Annotated in this window: 1 pseudogene; it reads left to right on the plus strand. The window is 44.9% G+C overall.

Annotation, left to right across the window (positions count from 1 at the left end):
- Nucleotides 1-521 (plus strand): annotated as a pseudogene (locus R7190_RS30635) (ligand-gated channel protein); the annotation flags it as partial.

The following is a 521-nucleotide window of genomic DNA, read 5'->3' on the forward strand; positions in this document are numbered from 1 at the left end:
TTGTTGCTACAGGTTTATGGTCAATACACCGCAAGGGAAGAAGATGACATTGATTATGGTTATGAAGACAAAGATATGCAGAGCATCTCTTCAAAACTGATCTATCAAATCAATGATCGTCACTCTGTGCAGTTAGAGGGTGGTACATCGGCACAAAGTCGTCGCGGTAATGTTGGTCTTTCTGTACCTACGACGGGCTGTCGTAGAGGCTGTGAAGATTCATTGAATGAATACCGTCGCAACTACGTTACGCTTAGTCACACCGGGGAGTGGGAGTTATTGGGTAACTCTGATACCTACTTGCAGCGCGAGGAGAGTGAAAACAAATCTCGCGAAATGACTATTGTAAATACCACGTTTAAATCCAGCGTAGTTAAAGGGCTGGGCGCGCATACACTGACAACTGGTGTCGATGCGACGCATGCCGAGTTGGAAGATTTTACGTCCAACAAAGCATCATCTAAAACGAAAGCATCAAATACACAATGGGCTGTGTTCATCGAAGATGAATGGAAGATCGC

Source organism: Vibrio sp. 1078-1 (genome assembly GCF_033340475.1).